Source organism: Micromonospora sp. LOL_024 (genome assembly GCF_048060415.1).
In the GTDB taxonomy this organism is placed as follows: domain Bacteria; phylum Actinomycetota; class Actinomycetes; order Mycobacteriales; family Micromonosporaceae; genus Micromonospora.
In genome coordinates this window covers 25,659-43,128 of the sequence record NZ_JBHMIS010000006.1, presented here as the reverse complement: position 1 = coordinate 43,128, position 17,470 = coordinate 25,659, and the positions used below count along the sequence as shown (strand labels likewise).

Below are 17,470 nucleotides of genomic sequence, written 5' to 3'. Positions count from 1 at the left end.
TAGCCCGTGTTACCACCGGGTATCCCCGGGCTTACGCATCCGTGGGGCCATGTGGAGGTGGCGATGCCGGAGCCGATCAAGGTGCGGCTGAGCGACGACGTACACCTGCACGTGGAGACCGTCGGCCCGGCGGACGCCGAGGTCACCGCGGTGCTGCTGCACGGCTGGACGTTGGACGGACGCACCTGGCACCGACAGCTGACCGCGCTGCGGGAGGCGTTCGGCACGATCCGGGTGGTCACCTACGACGCCCGGGGGCACGGCCGCTCCAGCTGCATGGCGCTGCCCACGGCCACCCTGGCCCAACTCGGCGACGACCTGGCCGCGCTGCTGGACGAGGTGGCCCCCGCCGGCCGGGTGGTGCTGGTCGGACACTCGCTGGGCGGCATGACAATAATGGAGTACGCGCACCGTCACCCCGAGCACTTCTCGCGACGCACCGCCGGGCTGGTCTTCGTCTCCACCACCGCCGAGGGGCACACCCACACCGTCTACGGCCTGTCGCCACGGATCGCCCGGCTCATCCGGCTGGCCGAGACCACCGGTGCCGGGCTGCTGGCCCGCTGCGGCGCCTGGCGGCCGCCCCGGACCCTGCTGCGCGCCCTGCGACCCAGCATCCGCTGGATGCTCTTCGGTGACCGTTGCGAGCCTACCGACATCCGGCTGGTGACCTCGGCTGTGGCCCGCGCCTCGCTACGTTCGATCGGCGGCTTCCGCGCCTCGATCGGCACCCAGCACCGCCTGACGACGCTCGCCGCCCTGGCCCATCTGCCGGCGGCGGCCCTGGTCGGCGACCGGGACCGGCTCACCCCGACGCCGTGCGCGGAGTCGATCGCCGCCGCACTGCCGGACACCGAGCTGACCGTCTGCCCCGGCGCCGGACACATGTTGATGATGGAGCGTCCCGACGAGGTCAACGCCGCCCTGCACGGGGTGCTGCGCCGGGTCCTCGACGCGGTGCCCGCCGGTTCCCGGATCGACGGTTGACGGAGGGCCCGCTCCCCGCCGACCGTCGAGAAGGTGCGCTTTCCCGCAGCTCGACGGTGGGGCGTAATCTCGTGCGGTTGGCCAGGCGGCGTCACGAGGAGAACAAGACGTGGATCAGAGCACCCTGGATCAGGAGATCGCCGTCGAGCAACGGCATCTCGACCGGGTGTACGCACGACTGGCCGAGCTGCGCCGCGGGGCGGTCCGCGCGGAGAAGGAGGGCTACCGCCTCGCCCGGGTGGGCAACTTCGGCGCGCTGGTCGAGCGGGACGCGATGGTCTTCCACGCGGCGCAGCGGCGTCACGTGCTGGACGCCGAGTACGAGGGGCTGGTCTTCGGCCGGCTGGACCTGCGCGACGGGCAGGTCCTGCACGTGGGACGGCTCGGCATCCGCGACGAGGACGCCGCCACGCTGGTGGTGGATTGGCGGGCCCCGGCTGCCGCCGCGTTCTACCAGGCGACTCCCGCCGAGCCGCTCGGCGTGGTGCGGCGACGGACGATCCAGTCCAGCGGGGAGCGGGTCACCCGGATCGAGGACGACCTGCTCGACCCGGACGCCGCGCCACCGGATCTGGCCGTGGTGGGTGACGGTGCGCTGATGGCCACCCTGTCCCGGACCACCGGCCGGGGCATGCGTGACATCGTGGCGACCATCCAGCGCGAGCAGGACGAGGCGATCCGCTCCCCCGGATCGGGGGTCACTCTCGTGTCCGGCGGGCCGGGCACCGGCAAGACAGCGGTGGCCCTGCACCGTGCCGCGTACCTGCTCTACTCCGACCGCAGCCGGTACGCCGGCGGCGGGATCCTGGTGATCGGCCCCTCGTCGGTCTTCGTCGAGTACATCGCCTCGGTGCTCCCGTCGCTGGGCGAGCACGCCGCCACCCTGCACTCGCTGGGCACCCTGTTTCCCGGGCTGACCGCAACCCGCACCGATCCGCCCGAGGTGGCGGCGGTCAAGGGGTCCGTTCGGATGCGCCGGGTACTGGAACGGGCCGCCCGGGACGCGGTGCCCGACTCCCCGACCGAGCTGCGGCTGCTGTACCGGGGGCAGTTGCTGCGGCTGGAGCGGGGCGACCTGGACGCCGTCCGGAACCGGGCGCTGTCCCGTGGGGGCCGGCGAAACGAGGTGCGGCGGGCCGGCTTCGACGGGGTGCTCGCCGCGCTCTGGGCGCAGGCCCGCCGCCTCGGCATGTCCCACCTGCCTGAACAGCGTGCCTTCGAGGACGAGCTGATCGACCGGACGGACTTCCGGGACTTCCTCAAGGCGTGGTGGCCGCGGTTGCACCCACGACACGTGCTCGGCTGGCTGGCCGATCCGCAGCGGCTGCGCCGGTACGCCGGGGGTGTCCTCTCCGGTGCCGAGATCCGGCTGCTCGGGCAGGCGTACCGGGAGTTGACCACCGATGGTCTGAGCGTCGCCGACATCGCCCTCCTCGATGAGTTGGACGCACTGCTCGGCAAGCCGATGCGTCCCGCACGGGTTAAGCGGGATCCGTTCCAGCTGGCCGGGGGGGTCCGGGAGTTGAGCACCCTCGGGGACCGGCAGCGGGCGGCCAGGGAGGCGGCCAGGGAGCGCCCCGAGGACTATCGCGACTACGCGCACGTGGTGGTCGACGAGGCACAGGACGTCTCGCCGATGCAGTGGCGGATGATCGGCCGGCGCGGGCGGCTGGCGTCCTGGACGGTGGTGGGTGACCCGGCGCAGACCGCCTGGACGGGCGACCCGCAGGAGCTGGCGCGGGCCCGCGAACAGGCGCTGGGTCGCCGCCAGCGGCACCGCTTCACGCTGACCACCAACTACCGCAACTCGGCGGAGATCTTCGCGGTGGCGGCGGCCGAGATCCGTCGGGCGTACCCCGAGCTCACGTTGCCCACCGCGGTCCGCTCCACCGGTGTCGACCCGATCCAGCTCGTGGTGCCGGCGCAGGAGTTGGAGACCCACGTCGTGGCTGCCGCGGACTACCTGCTCGGGGAGGTCGAGGGAACCGTCGGGGTGATCACTCCGGTGCCGCTGCGGCACGACGTCGCGGCCTGGCTCGGCGCTCTGGGCGGGCGGCGACTCCAGGTCGTGACGAGCCTGGAGGCAAAGGGCATGGAGTACGACGGCGTGGTGCTGGTCGCGCCGAGCAAGATCCGTGCTGAGCCGGGTGCCGGCGTGCGGAATCTCTACGTGGCGCTCTCCCGGGCCACCCAGCGGCTGACGACGGTCGACCCGACCGGCTGAGGCGGCGCCGGGACGGATCGACCGATGATTGAATACATGGCAATGTCGGCATAGAAATGACCTCGGGCGGGCGCACGGCGGAAGGTGTCTGGGTGGGCGCGGGTCATGACCACCACCATGCCGCGGTGTCGAACGCCGCGCATCGCCACTCTGGCCGGCTGTGGGCGTCATTCGCCCTGCTCAGCACCCTGATGGCGGTCGAGGCGGTCACCGCCCTGCGGACCGGCTCGCTGGCTCTGCTCTCCGACGCCGGGCACATGTTCACCGACGTGCTGGGCATTGGCATGGCGCTCGCCGCCATGGCCGCCACCCGACGGGCCGACGCCGACCCACAGCGCACCTTCGGGCTCTATCGGCTGGAGGTTCTCGCCGCGCTGGCGAACGCCGCACTGCTCTCCGGCGTCGCGGTCTATGTGCTGGTCGAGGCGGTACGCCGGTTCGGCGACCCGCCCGAGGTGCCCGCCGGGCCGATGCTTGTGGTGGCGACGCTCGGGCTGCTCGCCAACGTGGTCGCCTTCGCTCTGCTGAGACCCGGTGCCCGGGAGAGCATCAACCTGCGCGGCGCGTACCTGGAGGTGCTTGCGGACCTGCTCGGCTCACTGGGCGTGATCGGGGCGGCCCTGCTGATCGCGTTGACCGACTGGTGGTGGGCCGATCCGCTGGTGGCGGTCGCGATCGGCACGTTCATCCTGCCTCGGACGTGGCGGCTGGGTCGGGCGGCGGTACGCATCCTCGTGCAGGCCGCCCCGGAGCACCTCCAGGTCACCGCGGTACACGACCGGCTGGCCGCGGTTCCCGGCGTGGCCGGCGTCCACGACCTGCACGTCTGGACGCTCACCTCCGGCATGGAGGTGGCCTCCGCCCACCTGGCCGTCGCCCCCGGCGCCGATGTCGGCGTCGTGCTCACCGCCGCCGGGTCGGCGCTGCGCGAGGAGTTCCACATCGAGCACGCCACCCTCCAGGTCGAGCCGCGGGCGAACCCGGGCGACTGCGGGGCAGTCGAGTGGTAATGACACCACCTTCGGCGAACTGACAAAATTGTCGCTTTTAGCCTGGTTTACTAGTCAGCAAGTGAACACCAGTAGTAACACCAGCTGCACCGGTCGCAGGAGCACCGGTAGGCTCGGACCCGGCCTCCGCCAGGCGGCACCCGACGGTGCCGGCGGCGGCCGCCGCCTAATCGCCCGCCAGGGCGGACCGGGGAACCATGTTCCTGGGGTGCATCCGCGTCAGCGGTAGGGATCTTCCGTCCCGAACCCGTCAGCTAACCCGGTCGGCGGCTGACGGAAGGACATGTGCATGCCAGCAGTGGCAACAGCGAGACCGGCAGCCCTGATCGCCGCTGTACTCGCCCTCACCCTGGGCGCCGCGCTCGCCCCGTTCGCGCCCGCCTCGGCGGCACCGCAGGGGCTGCGCGCGGCAGCGCCCGTTGACGACGAAGGTGGCACCCCGGCACTCCGTGACCAACTGGAGGCCGCCAGCAAGGGCTACCTGGACGCCAGGACGGCGCTCGACAACTCGGTCAAGCGCCAGAAGCAGCTCGCCGAGCAGCTCGCGACGACCGAGAGCCAGCTCGCCGAGCGCAACACCAAGGTCGCGGAAATCGCCGCCCAGGCATACCGCAGCGGGCGCCTTGGCGCCGCGTCCGCGCTGCTCAGCAGCGGCTCCCCGGCTGGCTTCATGGACCGGGCAGCGGCGCTGGACGCGGTGGCCGCCAACGAGGACCGCGCGGTGCGCGAGCTCCAGGACACCCGCGACAAGGTCAGCGCGACCAAGCAGGCCCTGGACATCGAGGTTCAGGAGCAGCGCAAGCAGGTGGCCGTGATGGCCAAGCGCAAGGACCAGGCCGAGCGGGCCTTGACCGTGTCCGTCGAACGGGACAAGGCGGCGGAACGGGCCGAGGCCGCCGAGCGGGCGAGCCGCACGGCACCGCGGAGCAGCGGGTCCAGCCCAACGGCCAAGGCGGCCCCCCGCAACTCGGACGGCTCGTGGCCCTCGGAGTCGTGCAGCGTCAACGACCCCACCCCGGCCAACGGCTGCATCACCCCGCGCACCCTGCACGCGTTGAAACAGGCCAAGGCGGCCGGCTACACCCGGTACGTCTCCTGCTACCGCCCCGGCGGTTCCGGTGAGCACCCGAAGGGCCGAGCCTGCGACTTCGCCGCCCAGAAGGGCGGCTTCGGCGGAGACGCCACCGGCGGCGACCGCACCTACGGCAACAACCTGGCCGCGTACTTCGTCAAGAACGCCGACCGGCTCGCCGTGCTCTATGTGATCTGGTACCGGCAGATCTGGCTGCCCAGCAGTGGATGGAAGTCGTACAGCGGCGCCCGGGGCGACCCGTCCAGCGACCACACCAACCACGTGCACCTGTCGGTGTACTGACCTCCCCCGCACCGGATGGGCCGCCATGCGCGGTCCACCCGGTGCGGTGTTTCCACCGTTCGCCGGTGGGGCATCGACTCCTCGACGCGCGTCGTCGCGTCTTCTTGGTTACCGTCGGACCAAGAGGCAGACATATCGCCGCCAGCGGGAGGAACTGCATGAGCGGACATGTCATGGTCTTCGCACCGACCCCGCTGCTGACCGTCACCATCGACCAGCCGAACGACACGCCGGAACTGCACCTGCACCCCGGCGGCCAGGGGGTTTGGCAGGCCCGGATGGTGCTGTCGCTCGGCGTCGACGTGGTGCTCTGCACGGCGCTCGGCGGCGAGGTCGGGCAGGTACTGAGACCGTTGCTGGTCAGCGAGGGAGTCAACCTCAAGGTGGTGGCCCGGGACTCCGGCGGCAGCGGCGGGTACGTGCACGACCGCCGCGACGGTACCCGCCGGGAGATCGTCGAGGTGACCGGCCAGCCGCTGAGCCGACACGAGATGGACGAGTTGTACAACCTGACGCTCGGCGAGGGGTTGCGGGCGCCGGTCAGCCTGCTCAGCGGGCCGAACGATCCGTCACTGGTCCCCGCCGACCTCTACCGGCGCTTCGCCGCCGACCTCGGGGCCAACGGCGCTCGGGTGGTGGTGGATCTCTGCGGCGAGCATCTGACGGCGGTACTGGACAGCGGCGTCTTCTTCCTCAAAGTGAGCCACGAGGAACTGATCGCCGACGGGCGGGCGGCCGGCGCCGACCAGGAGCAACTCACCCGGGCGATGTACGACCTGCATGCCGAAGGTGCCGAGAACGTGGTGGTCAGCCGGGCCGACCAGCCGGCGTTGGCGCTCGTCGACGGCGAGGTCTTCGAGGTGCGGATGCCCCGGTTGGAGGCGGCTGATCCGCGTGGGGCGGGCGATTCGATGACCGCGGGGGTGGCCGCCACGGTGGCCCGGGGCCACGACGTCCGCACGGCGGTCCGCACCGGCGCGGCGGCCGGCGCACTGAACGTGACCCGGCACGGTCTGGGAACCGGGCGGCTCGACTCGATCACCGGCCTGGTCGACCGGGTTCGGCTGGAGCCTGCGGGCAACCGCCCCCAGGAACGCACCACCCCCGACGAGTTGGCCCAACGGGCGGGCGGCCGATGAGGCTTCGGGTCTTGATCACCAATGACGACGGGATCGCCGCTCCCGGCATCCAGGCACTGGCCCGGGCCGCGGTGCAGCGAGGTCTGGATGTGGTGGTGGCCGCGCCGCTGGAGGAGGCCAGCGGCACCAGCGCCGCGATGAGCGCCGTGGAACAGGACGGTCAGGTGGTGGTCCGCGAGCATCCGCTCCCGGAACTCGACGGGGTGCCGGCCTTCGGTGTCGGCGGCTCGCCCGGCTTCATCGCGCTCATCGCGGTGCACGGCGCGTTCGGACCGCCTCCATCCGTCCTCCTCTCCGGCATCAATCGGGGTGCCAACGCGGGACGGGCGGTGTTGCACTCGGGTACGGTGGGCGCCGCCTTCACCGCCGCCGCCAACGGCTGCCGGGCGATGGCCGTGTCGCTGGACGTGCTGTCGGTCGGTGAGGCCACCGCCGTCAGCGGTGGCGCTGCGGTCGCCGCCGCCGCCCTGGTGCGCGACGCCGAGCGCAACTGGGCCACCGCTGCCCAGGTAGCACTGGCCCTGCTCCCCCGTCTGACGGCTGGCCCGGCGGAGAGCGTACTCAACGTCAATTCGCCGGATCTGCCCCTCGATCGACTGCGGGGGGTGCGTCGAGGCACGCTGGCGACGTTCGGTCAGGTGCAGATGTCCGTCGCCGAATCCGGCCACGGCTTCGTGCGCACCTCGCTTGAGGAACCCGGCCAGGCGGTACAACCCGGAACGGACCTGGCTCTGCTCGCCGACGGGTACGCCTCGGTGACCGCGGTCCGGGCGGTGACCGAGGTAACCGACGTCGACCTGTCCGGGCTCAGCGAGGACTGACCCCCGGTCGTTCCTGGCGGCCCTGGGCAGCGTGCCGAGGGCCGGCGCAGGAGGCTCAGGCGCCGGGGATGACCTCGGGGGTTGTGGCGGCGCCCGCGTAGTAGGGCTCGGGCGCACCGAAGAGGCCGAGCAGACCGGTCACCCAGAGCTGACGGTGCACGAACCGGCTCGGTTCGGTGACGACCAGCTTCACGCCGCTGACCTCGGCGGTCTGGAAACCGGCGACCATCGCGCTGATGCCCACCGAGTCGATGAAGGTGACCAGCCGCATGTTGAGCTCGATCCGGGCTGGTCGCCCCTTGGCCAGCACCTCGGCAATGGCCTCTTTCACCTCGTACGCGGTGTCGACGTCGATCTCGCCCCGCGGGGCGATCTCGATGACACCACCGGGCCGAACCGTCTGCATGACTGTCAGGCTCACGCGAGCACCTCCACTCGCCCGCAATTCGGGCGCCTCATCAGTACGCGGGCCGCGACCGAGAGTATTCCTCCGATGGCCTCGGTCGCCACCCCTCGGGATGAGCAATTCTTGGACAGGGGCGCATCAAAACGCCCTTATCCTTACCTATCTACCCAATCTCTCGACGCACAGCACCGCTACGTCGCCGGACCAGGGTAGCGGGCCGAGGCCGAACCGTCCCATGTCCACGGCGCGCGGCGTGGCCGCCAGCGCTGCTGGCCCTCACCGACGAGCGAAAGGTGGCACGGTGTGCCTAGCATCACGGATGCGCCGGAATGTGCCCCGGCATCACGGACGACGCACGGGGAGGACGACGCGATGCTTCGCAGACTCACGGCGCTGGCCGGCGTCAGCGCCGTGCTTGCCCTCACCCTGACCTACGGGTTCGGCGGCCGCGACGATGACGATGACGACTTCGCCGGGGCGGCCGTCGTCGCGGTCGTGTCCCACTGAGCCGCACCGGATGACGGTGGGTTTGCGGCGACACCGGGCGGGGCACAGCCTCGGTTGGCGAACCGCCACACCCCGGGCAAAGCCGCCGACGTCTGATATGCGCACCGGCTTTCGCACTGTCGAGGAGGGAACCACATGTTCGGAATCAACCTGCTGGAACGCCGAGGCAAGCCCGAGCGGATCGCGGACCAGGCCTGGCACCACCTCGTCTCGGCGGTCAACACCGCTGGTGACAGCATCCGCGAGACCGCCCGCTCCGCCCGCCACAACTCCGCCGGGCTCGCCGATGAGGCCGGCGGCCTGATGGGGTCGGCCGCCGACGAAGCCCACCACCGCGCCGTCCGCGCCTTCGACGCGCTCGCCGGCCGCCGCCCCGCGCTGCCCTGGACGTTGCTGATCGGCGCGGCCCTGGTCGGTGCCGCGGTCGGCTGGGCCGCCGGCACGGCCGCGCGGGCCGCCGGCAGCCACGACCGGGCGTTGGAGGACATCGAGTTCGTCGACGTGCAGCGCCCCGACTCCCCCGCTGATCCGGCCGGTCCGGCCGACTGACGAGACGGCCGACTGACGAGACGGCAAGAGCGCTCCCCCGCCTCGCCCTTTCCGGGCGAGGCGCCCTCACCCGAGCCGCCAGCAGGCTCGGTGCCGGCGGAGGTCCAGCCCGGTCCACGCCCTGTCCTGAGGAAGGAGCAACCGATGGTGAGCGTCCCGACGATCGACCGCAGCGACCCGGAGGTCGCCGCCGCGGTCGAACACGCCCTGGAATGGCAGGCGTTCGTGCCCGTCGAGCGGCTCGACGTGACGGTCAGGCAGGGCTGGGTCACCCTGCACGGGCCGGTGGAGTGGGAATACCAGCGCCGCGCCGCCGAGCAGGCGATCGGCGGGCTGGCCGGGGTACGGGGGGTCAGCAACGGCCTCGCCGTCCGGCCACGGGTACGCCCCGACGGCGCAGATCTGGCCCGCCGCGTCGTCGACGCGCTGGCCCGAAACCACGCCACCCACGCCGAACACGTGGCGGTACGCGTCCACGGCGACACGGTGCTGCTGGGCGGGCTGGTGCACTCGATGCCCGAGCGTGCCGAGGTGGAGCGGGTTGTCCGGTCCACTCCGGGCATCCGTGCCGTGCGGAACCACATCGCGGTCGCCCCGGTGCTGCGCTGAACGGCCGGCCCGATGGCTCGTGCGGCGCGGTACCACCCGGGCCGGGTGAGCCGCGCTCACCCGGCCGGGTACCAGGCTGGCGGGTATGACCGATCGGCTGAGCACGCCACTACAGGTCACTGCGCGGCTGCGAACACCCGTCACCGACCAGGACCACGTCCGGGGGCCGGTGGACGCACCGGTGACGATCGTCGAGTACGGCGACTTCCAGTGCCCCTTCTGCGGCCTCGCCCACGCCAACCTGCGGGAGGTGCTGCGGCGACGGGCCGACACGGTACGCCTCGTCTACCGTCACTTTCCGATCGCCAACATCCACCCGTACGCGGAACGCGCCGCCGAGGCCGCCGAGGCCGCCGGTCGGCGAGGCGGGTTCTGGAAGATGCACGACTGGCTCCACGAACACCAGGACCAGTTGGACCCGGTGCACCTGACGCTCGGCGTCGAGCAACTCGGCCTGCCCGTCGACGAGGTGGAGGCCGAGATCGCGGGGCACATCCACGGCGACCGGATCCGGCAGGACATCGTCAGCGCCATCCGCAGCGGGGTGGACGCCACCCCCACCGTCTTCGTCAACGACGTACGCCACGACGGAGACTTCGACCTGGCCACCCTCCTCACCACGGTCGACGCCACGGCCCCTGCCTGACACCACCGCGGGCGGTCAGATGAGGTGGAGTTCGCGGGCTCGGCGGACGGCGTCGCGGCGGCGGGTGGCATCGAGTTTGCGGTAGATGTTGCGCACGTGGGTCTTGACCGTGTTCACCGACAGCGACAGCTCAGCGGCGATCTCCACGTTGGACAGAATGCTCTGTAGGTATCGCAGGATGGTCAGCTCCCGGTCGGTGAGCGGTTCGTCCGGCGAAGCCACCCGCGTCCGCCCACCGGGGACCGCGCCGTCGTCCGGCACGTCGGCGGCCCGGATCAGCTCGCTCACCAGCGACCAGTGGGCCGTACCGGAGTCGAGGTGGGCGGCGAGCAGGTCGCGCAGCTCCGGCCCGGCCCGGCTGAACGGGCGACGGCAGCCGTCCGGTGCGGCCAGCTCCAGCGCCTGCTCCAGCACCCGCACCGCCCGACGTCGGTCACCCGCCCGCGCGGCGAGCAACGCGGCGAGCAACGCCGCGTCGAGTCGGACCGGTAGCGGCCAGTCGGCCGCCGGTGCCACCGTCCAGTCGGGCAGCAGGTGGGCGGCGGCGCGTGGATCTCCGGCGCGGAGTTCGAGCCAGGCCGCCACCACGGCCAACGGGCCGGTCGGCTGGTCACCGGCGAGTTCCCGGGCGGCCTGCGGTTCACCCCGGGCGCCGCGCAGCTCCAGCTCGGCGACGAGCAACCACGATCCCAGCTCGCCGGCTCGGCCGGCCCAGCCGTCCCGGGCCCGCGTCAGCAACCGGTGGCCGGCGCTCAGGTCCCCCTCGTGGCACAGGTTCGCCCGGCACCAGTCGGCGACCACGCGCGCGGCCGGATCCTCGCTCGCCGGGGCGGCCAGCGCCAGGTTCGCCTCCGCCTCCGCTGCCTGGTCCCGCTGCACCGCCACCACCGCAAGCGCCAGGTACGCGTACCCGCAGTCGACCGGCGCCGACCAGCCCTGGCAGGGCGGCAGGGCGAGCGCGGCCAGGGCCGCCTCCTGCGCCGCCCGCAGCTGACCCCGCAGTGCCGCCAGCAGCGCCGACCGGCTGCCACAGACCAGCTCGGTGCGGGGTCGTCCCGCCTCCCGCGCCGCCGCCAGCGCCGCGGCGAAGCCGCTGCCCGCCCGAGCCAGATCACCGTCGTCCAGCGCGAGCAGGGCCAGCGCGGTGCCGGCGACCGCCCGCACGTCGGCATCGTCACCGGCACCGCCGCGCAGCTGCCCACCGGCCATGGTGGCCGATGCCCCGTCGGGCCACCCCTCTTCTGTGCTCACCTCGTGAGTCGGGCCGCCCGGTCCCGCCCCGGGCCCCGGCGGCGCGGCGAACACGTCGTGGGCCGCGCCGACGGGCCCCACCTCGGCCACACCGGGAAGGCGGGCGGCGAGCAGTCGGGCGGCCGCGGCGCGTACCGCCTCGGGGTCACCGGCCAGCCGCGCCAGGGTGAGTTCGACCGCGGCGACCAGCCGCCCGAACCGGGTCCGGCGCGGTTGCGGCAGGCGTGCGCCGTGCTCGATGGCCTGCCGCAGGTGGGTCCCTGCGGCCTCGACGTCACCGTCGAGGGCCCGCTGGGCGGCGCAGGCCAGCGCGAGTTCGGGATCACGCGCCACGGCCGCCGCCGGAGGCGGCAAGGGCACCGGAGCGTCGGCGGCCACCCGGTCGTGCGGCATCAGCTCCGGCCACCGGGCGACGAACAGGTCGGTGGCGCCCGACCAGTCGCCACCGGTAAGCGCGTGCCGCAGCGCGTCGGCGGAGCGGCCGTTGCGGGCGTACCAGCCGGCCGCTCGCAGGTGCAGGTCACGCAGGTCCTCGCCGGGCAGCCGAGCCAGCTCGCGGCGCAGCAGGTCGGCGAGGAGCGGATGACACCGGTACCAGACCGGCTGGCCACCGTCGCGGTGCAGCAGCCCAGCGCCCTCCGCGAGACCCCGCAGCCGTCCCTCCGCATCCGCGTCGCCGGTCAGCGCGGCGGCGAGACCGGCAGAGACGGTCTCCACGACCGCGGCCCGGCGGAGCAATTCGATCTCCGGCGGCGGCACCCCGGCGAGCAGCTCCTCACGCAGGTACCCGGCGATCTCCGGGTGGTCACCGCCCAGTTGGACGATCCAACGCTCCGGGTCGGGCTGACCGCGCAGGGCGAGCGCGGCGATCCGCGACGCCGCCGCCCAGCCCTCGGTACGCCGCCGCAGCCGCCGTACGGCAGCGACCGGCAGCGCCACCCCGTGTGCGCTGAGCAGGTCGGCGGTCTCGTCGTCGGTGAAGGCCAGCTCGGCCGGGCCGATCTCGGTCAACTCGCCGGCCAGCCGTAGCCGGTGCACCGCCAGCGGCAGCCCGGTCCGCCCGGCCGCCACCAGCCGCAGCCGCTGCCCGGCGTGGCGCAGCAGGAACTCCAGCCCGACCAGGGCCGCCGGGTCGCCGATCCGGTGCAGGTCGTCCACGACCAGCACCACCGGCCGCTCCCGGGCGGCCAGGGCGGCGGCAAGTACCTCCAGCTCGTCGGGGCGCGGCACCCGGTCGGGAACAGGCTGCCCGGTCGGGCCCAGCACCGAGCGCAACGCCGCCGTGAGATAGGACCAGAGGCGGTCAGCGTCGTCACCGACCTCCACCGACACCCAGGCAGGCACCGGAGCGTCCGGACCGGCCTCGCTCACCGATCGGCGCCAGGAGGCGAGCAGGGTCGTCTTGCCCCAGCCCGCGGGCGCCCGGACCAGGGTGACCGGGCAGGCCACCCCGTCGTCGAGCAGCCCGGCCAGGCGGGGCCGCAGCACCACCGGCTCGGGCAGCACTGCCGGCGTCAACCGGGACGCCAGCAGGGGCGGGCCGGCCGGCGAACGAACCGCCGTCTCGGCCCGGACAGTGCTGCGGTCATCCGGCATCCGACCCACCCCCACGGACGCGTTCACCTCCCCCCGGCCCTGCGGCGGGCGGTTACCCCGCCCGAGTCCGTTCACCCCTTCCGGGCGAGCCCGGTTCACCCGGCAGCCGGCGACGGTGGCGGTGTGCCGGGCAGGCGGGCGGGCGCAGACCGGCGTGGACACCGGCGGCCCCGCCGGGCAGGAAGAAACATGATCCGGAGGTGCGAGTGGGACGGATCGGGATGGTGTTCGCGATGGCCGGAGTCCTCGGCACGGCGGCGGCCGGCAGCGCGCGGGCCGCAGTCGCCCGTGGGCGCGCCGCCATCATCCACCCACACGCTGTCGGAGACCGCCCGCGCACCGCCCCGCTGCACCGGCGCGGCGACGTGAGCCGTCCACCGGCCGACTCCCACGACGGCCGGCCCGGGCGTTGGCAGGTGGTGACGGTGGACCGGTCACCGGAGGAGGTGCTGGCCGTGAGCGCCCGACCGGAGCCGCTACGCCGCCTCGGTGGCGGCGTCGAGGTCACCGTCCGGCCCGCTCCCGGGGGGCGGGGCACCGAACTGGCAGCCCGCCCGGTGCCCGGTGCCGCCTGGCCCGGGCTCGCCGCACATCTGCTGGGCGACGACTCCGCGCTGCTGGTGCGGCGCACGTTGTGGCAGGTCAAGCAACTCGTCGAGGCCGGCGAGCAGTTGCGCGCGGACCGTCCGCCCGACGAGCGCGCAGCGAACCAGCCCGGCGACAGCTGGCTGCCGCCGGCCGACCGGCCAGCCAGGTGAGGGCGCTGTGCTGGGCGCCGGGCGGGGAGCTGTCCGTGCGGCAGGTGCCCGATCCGGAACTGCGCAACGACCAGGACATGATCGTCCAGGTGCGGCTCAGCGCCACCTGCGGTGCCGACCTGCCGCTGCTCGCCGGAGGGGTGACGGGCCTGGCCGCCGGTGACGTACTCGGCCGCGAGTTCGTGGGCGACGTGGTCGAGGTGGGCCCGGCGGTACGACGGCACCGGGCCGGCGACCGGGTGGTGGTCTGCGCCTCGGTGGCCTGCGGCGCCTGCTGGTACTGCCGGCACGGGCTGCCCTCCTGCTGCGACAACGGCAACACCGACCCGGCCGAGGCCGAGGCCGAGTGGGGGCATCCGGTGGCGGGTGGATTCGGCCAGCCACGCGCCGCGGGCGGCTTCGCCGGCAGCCATGCCGAGTACGTGCGGGTCCCGTACGCCGACTTCGGCGCGTTCACCGTCCCGGAGGCGATCGGCGACGACCGGGCCGTCTTCGCCTCGGAGGCCGCACCGGCCGGCTGGATGGGAGCGGAGGGGGGCGAGGTACGCCCGGGGGACGTGGTCGCGGTGTGGGGGGCGGGGGCGGTAGGTCAGCTGGCCGCCCGGGCGGCCTGGCTGCTGGGCGCCGACCGGGTGGTCGTCGTCGACCGGCACCCCGCCCGCCTGCTGATGGCCCGGCAGCACTCCGGCGCCGAAACCATCGACCTGCGGCACACCGACGTGGCGGCGGAGCTGCGGGAGCTCAGCGGCGGGCGGGGCCCGGACGTCTGTGTCGAGGCGGCCGGCGGCCTCGCCACCGAACATCGCTCGCTCGCCGGCCGGTTCGCCGGGCGGACCCGGATGCCGGAGGCGATCCGCGAGGCGGTCTACGCCTGCCGCAAGGGCGGCAACGTCGTCGTGTTGAACAGCGGCGCCCGCTTCGTCGACGCCTTCCCCGTCGGCGCGGCCGTCCACAAGGGGATCACGGTGCGTGGGGCCCGACCACACGGCCAGCGCCACATCCCGATGCTGCTGGATCGGATGGCCCGCGGCGAACTGCGCACCGAACACCTGGCCACCCACCACTTCCCGCTGGAGCGGGCCGTCGAGGGGTACGCGCTGTTCCGGGACCGTCCCGAGGAATGCCTGCGCGCCGTCTTCACCCCGCAGGAGCCGTGATCGCCGCCGGGCGACATTGCGGTACGGGTGGCATGATCGCGGGATGGCTACCCAACGGTCGTACGACATCGTGCTGTTCGGGGCGACCGGGTTCACCGGTGGACTCACCGCCCGCTACCTGGCCCGGCACGCGCCGGCGGGGCTGCGCTGGGCGATCGCCGGGCGCGACGCCGACAAGCTGGGCGCGGTCCGGGACGGGCTGGCCGGGATCGACCCGGCGCTGGCCGATCTGCCGCTGCTCACCGCGGACGTCACCGACGCGGCGTCGATGCGTGCCGTGGCCGAGCAGGCCCGGGTGGTGGCGAGCACCGTCGGGCCGTTCGTCCGGTACGGCGAGCCGTTGGTGGCTGCCTGCGCCGCCACCGGCACCGACTACCTCGACATCACCGGCGAGTCGGAGTTCGTCGACCTGACGTACGTGCGCCACCACGCCGCGGCGGTACGCACCGGCGCCCGGCTGGTGCACGCCTGCGGATTCGACTCGATCCCGCACGATCTGGGCGTCTGGTTCACCATCAAGCAGCTACCCGACGGCGTGCCGATCACCGTGGACGGATATGTCCGGGCCGGGGGCCGGTTCTCCGCCGGCACCTACCATTCGGCGTTGACCGCCTTCTCACGTACCGCCGAGGCGTCTCAGGCGGCCCGCGAGCGCCGCGCCGTCGAACCCCGCCCGACCGACCGCCGGGTCCGTGCCGTGCCCGGCCGGCTGGCCCGCTCGCGGGACCTGCCCGTCTGGGCGGTGCCGCTGCCCACGATCGACCCGCAGGTGGTCCGGCGCTCCGCGGCGGCCCGCCCCGAGTACGGCCCGGACTTCCGCTACCGGCACTTCGCGGCCGTGAAACGGCTACCCACGGTGCTGACCGCCGGTGCCGGGCTGGGTGCGCTGGTCGGGTTGGTGAAGCTGCCGCCGACCCGACGGTGGCTGCTCGGCCGGCTCGCCTCCGGGCAGGGGCCGAGCGCCGAGCAGCGGGCGAAGTCGTGGTTCACGGTTCGGTTCGTCGGCAGCGGTGGCGGCCGACGGGTGGTGACGGAGGTGGCCGGCGGCGATCCCGGTTACGACGAGACCGCGAAGATGCTCGCCGAGTCGGCGCTCTGCCTGGCGTACGACGACCTGCCGGCGACCAGCGGCCAGGTCACGCCGGTCAGCGCGATGGGCGACGCCCTGCTGCACCGCCTCACCGTCGCCGGCATCACCTTCCGCGTCCTGAGCGAGAACGACACCGAGAGCGAAGGAAGGGCCCTCTCCTAACGCCTGAGGTAGAGCAGGGTCCCCCTGTCAACACCGCCGGAGCGGGCCAGGCTTGACCCTCGACCAGGTCGAGGGGGCAGGATCGGGTCGTGAAGAGTGACCTGCGCAGCATCGGCGAGCTGGCCCGGGCCAGCGGGCTGACGGTGAGTGCCCTGCGGTTCTACGACGAGGCCGGAGTGCTCGTCCCGGCCCAGGTCGACCCGGGTAGCGGATACCGCCGCTACACCGACGACCAGGTGGCACCCGCCCGGCTGGTGGCCGGGCTCCGCCGGATCGGAATGCCGGTGGCCGAGATCTCCCGGGCGGTACGCGCCGAACCCGTCGTCGTACACCTGCTGCTCGACGCGCATCTGCGCCGGTTGACGGACGGGCTGGCCGACACTCGCCGCGAGGTCACCCGGATCCGCGCCCTGCTCCCGGCCGGCCAGCCGTCGACGGCCACCCGGCTCGTCCTGGCCGGGGTTGACCTGGCCGCCGCCGTGGACGGGGTCCGGTTCGCCGTGGGTACCGACCCGCACCTGCCGGCGCTGGCCGGCGTCCTGCTCGACGTGACCGACGACGAGGTGCGGCTGGTGGCGACCGACCGCCACCGACTGGCGGTGGCTACGGCCGGTGCGACGGTGCACGGTCCGCCGGCCCGGACGCTGCTGCCGGTGGCCGCGGTCGACGTGCTGCGCCGGCTGCTGGACGATCCGCACCTCGACGCCGCCGAGGTGCGGCTGACGCTGGTCGGGCGGCAGTTCGTCGCCGACGTCGCCGGACGCCAGCTGCGAGCCACCGCCCTGCCGTACGGTTTTCCGGACTACCACGCCCTGTTGCCCGGTGTGGCCGGCGACCGACCGGCGCGCCGGTTCCCGGTCGACGCCGGATGGCTGGTCGGCGCGCTGCGGGCCGGCACGCCGACGTTCGTCCGGGAGTACGCCGGCAGCCCGCTGCCGGTGACCGTGCTGGGCCTCGGCGGCGGTGACGCCCTGCGACTGCTCGGTCCCGCCGATCTCGGCGGTGCCGGTGACATCGGCGGTGGTGAGCTGCGCGTCGGCGTCAACGGCCACTACCTGCTCGACGCGGCCGGCGGGCCACGCCTGATGCTGGAGCTGAACGGCCCGATCGCGCCACTGGTGATCCGCCGGCCCAACGACGACGACGCCTTCTCCATCCTGATGCCGATCCGCCTCTGAGCCAC

Annotated in this window: 15 protein-coding genes, 1 pseudogene and 1 riboswitch; of the genes and pseudogenes, 14 read left to right on the top strand and 2 right to left on the bottom strand. The window is 73.5% G+C overall.

Annotated features, from left to right (window positions below; translation table 11 throughout):
- Window positions 1–63: 63 nt before the first annotated feature.
- The 6 genes from ACFHWY_RS09690 to surE all read left to right on the top strand — a co-directional run bounded on the left by ACFHWY_RS09690 (window position 64) and on the right by surE (window position 7,556).
- The gene (locus ACFHWY_RS09690; RefSeq protein ID WP_416579790.1) at window positions 64–987 is read left to right on the top strand and encodes an alpha/beta fold hydrolase; all 924 of its coding nucleotides are present in this window, start codon (window positions 64–66) and stop codon (window positions 985–987) included.
- Window positions 988–1,096: 109 nt separating this feature from the next.
- Window positions 1,097–3,211 carry a HelD family protein gene (locus ACFHWY_RS09685; RefSeq protein WP_416579789.1) on the top strand — a complete coding sequence of 705 codons (2,115 nt, stop codon included), beginning with the start codon at window positions 1,097–1,099 and terminating at the stop codon, window positions 3,209–3,211.
- Window positions 3,212–3,303: 92 nt separating this feature from the next.
- Window positions 3,304–4,221: a cation diffusion facilitator family transporter gene (locus ACFHWY_RS09680; protein WP_416579788.1), complete on the top strand. Its 918-nt coding sequence runs from the start codon at window positions 3,304–3,306 to the stop codon at window positions 4,219–4,221.
- A 153-nt stretch (window positions 4,222–4,374) separates the two neighbouring features.
- A riboswitch (cyclic di-AMP (ydaO/yuaA leader) is annotated at window positions 4,375–4,506 on the top strand.
- A 4-nt stretch (window positions 4,507–4,510) separates the two neighbouring features.
- A complete protein-coding gene (locus tag ACFHWY_RS09675) occupies window positions 4,511–5,596 on the top strand; it encodes a coiled-coil domain-containing protein (protein WP_416579787.1) in 1,086 nt (361 codons plus the stop codon).
- A 158-nt stretch (window positions 5,597–5,754) separates the two neighbouring features.
- Window positions 5,755–6,735 (top strand): 1-phosphofructokinase family hexose kinase, encoded by a 981-nt coding sequence (locus tag ACFHWY_RS09670; RefSeq protein ID WP_416579786.1) that lies wholly within the window; start codon window positions 5,755–5,757, stop codon window positions 6,733–6,735.
- Complete coding sequence (gene surE, locus ACFHWY_RS09665) at window positions 6,732–7,556, top strand: 5'/3'-nucleotidase SurE (protein WP_416579785.1); 825 nt, start codon at window positions 6,732–6,734, stop codon at window positions 7,554–7,556. Before ACFHWY_RS09670 ends, surE begins: the two co-directional genes overlap by 4 nt.
- A 55-nt stretch (window positions 7,557–7,611) precedes the next feature.
- Here the strand turns inward: surE and ACFHWY_RS09660 are convergent, their stop codons facing one another.
- Window positions 7,612–7,977 (bottom strand): STAS domain-containing protein, encoded by a 366-nt coding sequence (locus tag ACFHWY_RS09660; RefSeq protein WP_416579784.1) that lies wholly within the window; start codon window positions 7,975–7,977, stop codon window positions 7,612–7,614.
- A 357-nt stretch (window positions 7,978–8,334) separates the two neighbouring features.
- On the opposite strand from ACFHWY_RS09660, the gene ACFHWY_RS09655 reads away from it, so the two are divergent.
- The 4 genes and pseudogenes from ACFHWY_RS09655 to ACFHWY_RS09640 all read left to right on the top strand — a co-directional run bounded on the left by ACFHWY_RS09655 (window position 8,335) and on the right by ACFHWY_RS09640 (window position 10,273).
- Window positions 8,335–8,469, top strand: a complete 135-nt coding sequence (locus ACFHWY_RS09655) for a hypothetical protein (protein ID WP_416579783.1) — start codon at window positions 8,335–8,337, stop codon at window positions 8,467–8,469.
- Window positions 8,470–8,604: 135 nt separating this feature from the next.
- A complete protein-coding gene (locus ACFHWY_RS09650; protein WP_416579782.1) occupies window positions 8,605–9,018 on the top strand; it encodes a hypothetical protein in 414 nt (137 codons plus the stop codon).
- Window positions 9,019–9,186: 168 nt separating this feature from the next.
- Window positions 9,187–9,627 (top strand): annotated as a pseudogene (locus ACFHWY_RS09645) (BON domain-containing protein); the annotation flags it as partial.
- 97 nt (window positions 9,628–9,724) lie between these two features.
- Window positions 9,725–10,273 (top strand): DsbA family protein, encoded by a 549-nt coding sequence (locus ACFHWY_RS09640; protein ID WP_416579939.1) that lies wholly within the window; start codon window positions 9,725–9,727, stop codon window positions 10,271–10,273.
- 15 nt (window positions 10,274–10,288) lie between these two features.
- Here ACFHWY_RS09640 and ACFHWY_RS09635 read toward each other — a convergent pair whose 3' ends face one another.
- Window positions 10,289–13,219 (bottom strand): LuxR C-terminal-related transcriptional regulator, encoded by a 2,931-nt coding sequence (locus tag ACFHWY_RS09635; protein ID WP_416579938.1) that lies wholly within the window; start codon window positions 13,217–13,219, stop codon window positions 10,289–10,291.
- Window positions 13,220–13,320: 101 nt separating this feature from the next.
- Between ACFHWY_RS09635 and ACFHWY_RS09630 the strand changes: the two genes are divergently transcribed.
- The 4 genes from ACFHWY_RS09630 (at window position 13,321) to ACFHWY_RS09615 (ending at window position 17,465) form a co-directional block, all read left to right on the top strand.
- A complete protein-coding gene (locus tag ACFHWY_RS09630; RefSeq protein WP_416579781.1) occupies window positions 13,321–13,878 on the top strand; it encodes a hypothetical protein in 558 nt (185 codons plus the stop codon).
- Window positions 13,875–15,035, top strand: coding sequence for an alcohol dehydrogenase catalytic domain-containing protein (locus ACFHWY_RS09625; RefSeq protein ID WP_416579780.1), 1,161 nt, complete (start codon window positions 13,875–13,877; stop codon window positions 15,033–15,035). The genes ACFHWY_RS09630 and ACFHWY_RS09625 overlap by 4 nt, the downstream gene beginning before the upstream one ends.
- 43 nt (window positions 15,036–15,078) lie before the next feature.
- A complete protein-coding gene (locus ACFHWY_RS09620) occupies window positions 15,079–16,287 on the top strand; it encodes a saccharopine dehydrogenase family protein (protein WP_416579779.1) in 1,209 nt (402 codons plus the stop codon).
- 101 nt (window positions 16,288–16,388) lie between these two features.
- Window positions 16,389–17,465, top strand: coding sequence for a MerR family transcriptional regulator (locus ACFHWY_RS09615; RefSeq protein ID WP_416579937.1), 1,077 nt, complete (start codon window positions 16,389–16,391; stop codon window positions 17,463–17,465).
- Window positions 17,466–17,470 lie beyond the last annotated feature (5 nt).

Bases quoted from the DNA above. Each gene is read 5' to 3' on its own strand.
- ACFHWY_RS09690 (WP_416579790.1), top strand. From the start codon at position 64: ATGCCGGAGCCGATCAAGGTGCGGCTGAGCGACGACGTACACCTGCAC.
- ACFHWY_RS09675 (WP_416579787.1), top strand. From the start codon at position 4,511: ATGCCAGCAGTGGCAACAGCGAGACCGGCAGCCCTGATCGCCGCTGTA.
- ACFHWY_RS09670 (WP_416579786.1), top strand. From the start codon at position 5,755: ATGAGCGGACATGTCATGGTCTTCGCACCGACCCCGCTGCTGACCGTC.
- surE (WP_416579785.1), top strand. From the start codon at position 6,732: ATGAGGCTTCGGGTCTTGATCACCAATGACGACGGGATCGCCGCTCCC.
- ACFHWY_RS09655 (WP_416579783.1), top strand. From the start codon at position 8,335: ATGCTTCGCAGACTCACGGCGCTGGCCGGCGTCAGCGCCGTGCTTGCC.
- ACFHWY_RS09650 (WP_416579782.1), top strand. From the start codon at position 8,605: ATGTTCGGAATCAACCTGCTGGAACGCCGAGGCAAGCCCGAGCGGATC.
- ACFHWY_RS09620 (WP_416579779.1), top strand. From the start codon at position 15,079: ATGGCTACCCAACGGTCGTACGACATCGTGCTGTTCGGGGCGACCGGG.